This window comes from Boseongicola sp. (genome assembly GCF_057460485.1).
On the sequence record NZ_JBVCWP010000375.1, the window covers coordinates 1 to 3,352 of the forward strand.

The window sequence follows — 3,352 nt, forward strand, 5'->3', positions numbered from 1 at the left end:
CCCGATAAGGCGGCCCGTCGCGCGATTCTTGACCTCCATGCCAAGAACCTGCCGCTGCAAGACACCGGCGATCTGGACATCATGGCGGCCGGCACGCCGGGGTTTTCCGGTGCCGATCTAAAGAACCTGCTGAACGAGGCGGCAATCACCGCTGCGCGTCGGGGCGGCGACGTGATCACCCGCGAAGATCTGGGCGAGGCGCGCGACAAGGTGATGATGGGCACGGTACGTTCGCTTGCAATCCGGCCCGAAGAAAAACATCGCCTTGCCGTACACGAGGCCGGCCATACCGCGGCAGCCTATTACACTCCGGGAGCCGATCTGTTGTACAAGGTGACGATCATCCCGCGCGGCCATGCCCTGGGCGGCACCCATACGCTGCCCGAAAGCGAACGCCACACCCTGGATGAGGACTATCTGCGCGACCAGCTTGTCACGCTTCTGGCCGGGCGTGCCGCCGAAAGGTTGCTGGTCGGCACGGTCAGTTCCGGAGCTGACGATGACATTCGCAGAGCGACCGATCTGGCCCGATCGATGGTGGCGCGCTGGGGTATGACCGAAGATCTTGGCCCCGTCGATCTGCGCCAAAGCGAAGACCACCCGTTCCTTGGCCAGTCCATCGCCCAGCCGCGCGACCACGCCGACGCAACGGCAGCGCAAGTCGATGCCGCGGTGATCTCCTTGCTGAAACAGGCCGAGGAGCAGGCAACAACGATCCTGACCGAACACAGGCCCCGCGTCGAGCAGCTTGTTTCATCGCTGGAGGCCAAGGAAACGCTGGAACTTGACGAGATTCGACGCTGCCTGGACCCTGACAGCAAAGTTACGTCATTGAAGCGCCCGGGAAGTCGGCTGGGAAAAGTCCCGCCGGTACGCTGACTGCGCGCAGTCAGTGACAGGCGCGCGGGACTTGGCAAAGGAAGTCTGGTCGAAACGGGCAGTGGCTTTCAGGTGTGGGGCAGCAACGCGATGCCTCCGTTTACCCTTCGAGATAGACACGGCCACCGAATTTCGTTCTGGTGTCGCTGAACAAAGTCCCTTGGCCCGCCTTATTAGACGTACAGCGTGGAGGCGTTTGAAACCGAAGCAGTGAGGCGGTTCTTCAGGCCGCTGGATGCGGGCCTGCCGGAACGGGGATTGCTTGCTCTCCGGGCTACGCCCGCTCCTTGGGTTTCTGAAACTCTGAACGCAATTCCCTGATCTCCGACCGGAGCGCACGGACCTCGCTCAGCACATGTCCGGTTTCGTTTATCATCGTCTCACGCTCTGTATGGGCTTCATCCAGATGGTGGCTCTGCATCCCGTCGACGATGACACCGATAAACAGGTTAAGCATCGCGAATGTGCTCACGATGATGAACGGAACAAAGAATGCCCAGGCGTACGGGTACACATCCATGACGGGCCGAACGATGCCCATTGACCAGCTCTCGAGTGTCATGATCTGGAATAGCGAGTAAGCCGATGATCCCATCGTGCCAAACCGCTCCGGGAATTTTGCCGCGAACAACTTTGTCGCCATGACCGCGAAGACATAAAAGATCAGTCCCGGCAGCAGTGCGATCGACCCCATCCCGGGGAGTGTATTGAGCAGCCCCGTTACGACTCGACGCATGGACGGGACCACGCTTACCAGGCGCAACACTCGCAGGATGCGGAATGCGCGGAGGATAGAGAGATTTCCGCTGGCCGGCATAAGTGCGAAGCCAACAACGATCAGGTCGAACACCCGCCAGGGATCGCGGAAAAAAGCGAACCTTCGAACATAGAAACGGTGTAACAGTTCCGGCACGAAGGCTGCAAGGATTGTCCGGTCAAGAGTGATCAGAAGGGGACCCGCTGCTGACATCGCCGCATCGCTCGTTTTCAGGCCGAGCGTGATCGCGTTGACGACGATGAGTATGATGACAGCGCGCTCGAACCTCGGGGAGTCGACGAGCGAGCGAAGGCGCTCGCGCAGAAGTGTGGGCATGGCAATGATTGCTCCTTGGTCGCGTCTCGAACGAATTAAATTTTCTTGGTGGGCCTTCCGCCGGCGGCGATGCTTGGCCTGCTCGAGCAACGGTGTCAAGGGTGTTGTGGGCGGAAACTTGTTTGAAACGGGCAGACGGGCAAGTGGCGTCACCGGATGAAAAACGCAACCCATTCTGCTATTTGAAAACCAGCCCCAAGATCATCCGCCCGGCGGCGATGCTAAAGGTCCGCTTTGGGCTAATAGCGGACATTCTCGGACAGTTACGCGCGCGCGATGCGATGACAAGCCGCCACGTTAAGTTTTGATAACCTTTCGGAACCAGCGCGCGCGAGGGGGTGGGTAAATCTCTAAGACGACCCGTTTACAGAACGTCGCACTCCGTCTTTTTCTTGCGCGTGCAGTTCAAACATAAAAAGTTGGTACCTCTGCAGATAGCCGAATATCCACATGGACCCCTCCCAACGACTGCGGGACGCGCCCAGATGCACGGCCAAGGCCAAGCGGACAGGCGAGCGTTGCAAGTGCCCTGCTGTAACCGGCTGGCGGGTCTGCTGGGTTCATGGGGCGGGTGTTGGAACGCCCAGAGGGGCGGCGCATCCAAAATATCGGCACAGTATGCGGTCGCGGGATATGGTGGAGGTGCGACGGCTTGCAAGCTACCTGCACCAGTTGTCGCGAGAGCATGAATAAGCAAACTTGCCATGCCGAATGCCAGACTTTCACGGACTTTTCCGAATATGTGCTATGCGGACAGAGCGGACCTTTGACGCAACTCCCCAGCTGTGGCGACCAGTTTTTCCATGGCCTTCCTTCCCCTCAAGTCCGGAGCAAAGTTGGGGCCGGTCCATTGGCGGCAAGGGGTCCAATTCGTTCCCCACACACTGAGAATTTTTCCCTGATTTAAAAAAATCATTGGCAATCAGACGAAAGCAGAAGTGCCGTGAGCGCCTCCGGATGGGTTACCATTACATCATGGCCGCTGTCGACCTCCAACACCGGCCAGCCTTTCTGCCGACACGCCTCCGCGGTTTTGCCAAAGCCGTATTGCGTGCAGAGGATATAGGTAGAGGGAATGGCCGGCACCCGCTCCGATGCGATGACCGGATCGCGGAGGGTGCCAATGGGGTGGGGCGTCAGTCGCGAGGCAACCCATGCGACATCATCGGGGTCCATGATGCCGCATGCTTCCGGCTTTCGCGGAGCAATCTTGAAGCCTTCTCCGTTCTCTCGCGCCTCTTTCTCGACCGGTTCACGGAAGGCATCCGTGTCCACGTCGAAGCCAGAGGCCCCGCGCGAGGGCAACATCGCATCGAGATAGACGAGACGCCGGATCCGGTCGGCGCAGCGTTCGGCGGCGCCGATTAATACCAGGCCCGC

General features: G+C 59.6%; 4 protein-coding genes. 2 read left to right on the forward strand and 2 right to left on the reverse strand.

Annotated elements, in window-relative coordinates; all coding sequences use genetic code 11:
* A partial coding sequence (locus AC221Y_RS22275) for an ATP-dependent metallopeptidase FtsH/Yme1/Tma family protein (protein WP_486708490.1) occupies positions 1-879 on the forward strand: 879 nt, incomplete at its 5' end.
* A gap of 274 nt (positions 880-1,153) precedes the next feature.
* Here AC221Y_RS22275 and AC221Y_RS22280 read toward each other — a convergent pair.
* Positions 1,154-1,972, reverse strand: coding sequence for an ion transporter (locus AC221Y_RS22280; protein WP_486708491.1), 819 nt, complete (start codon positions 1,970-1,972; stop codon positions 1,154-1,156).
* Positions 1,973-2,094: 122 nt separating this feature from the next.
* Here AC221Y_RS22280 and AC221Y_RS22285 point away from each other — a divergent pair, with 122 nt between their 5' ends.
* Positions 2,095-2,280: a hypothetical protein gene (locus tag AC221Y_RS22285; RefSeq protein WP_486708492.1), complete on the forward strand. Its 186-nt coding sequence runs from the start codon at positions 2,095-2,097 to the stop codon at positions 2,278-2,280.
* A gap of 604 nt (positions 2,281-2,884) precedes the next feature.
* On the opposite strand, the gene AC221Y_RS22290 is transcribed toward AC221Y_RS22285, so the two are convergent.
* A partial coding sequence (locus AC221Y_RS22290; protein WP_486708493.1) for a hypothetical protein occupies positions 2,885-3,352 on the reverse strand: 468 nt, incomplete at its 5' end.

Bases quoted from the DNA above. Each gene is read 5' to 3' on its own strand.
- AC221Y_RS22280 (WP_486708491.1), bottom strand. From the start codon at position 1,972: ATGCCCACACTTCTGCGCGAGCGCCTTCGCTCGCTCGTCGACTCCCCG.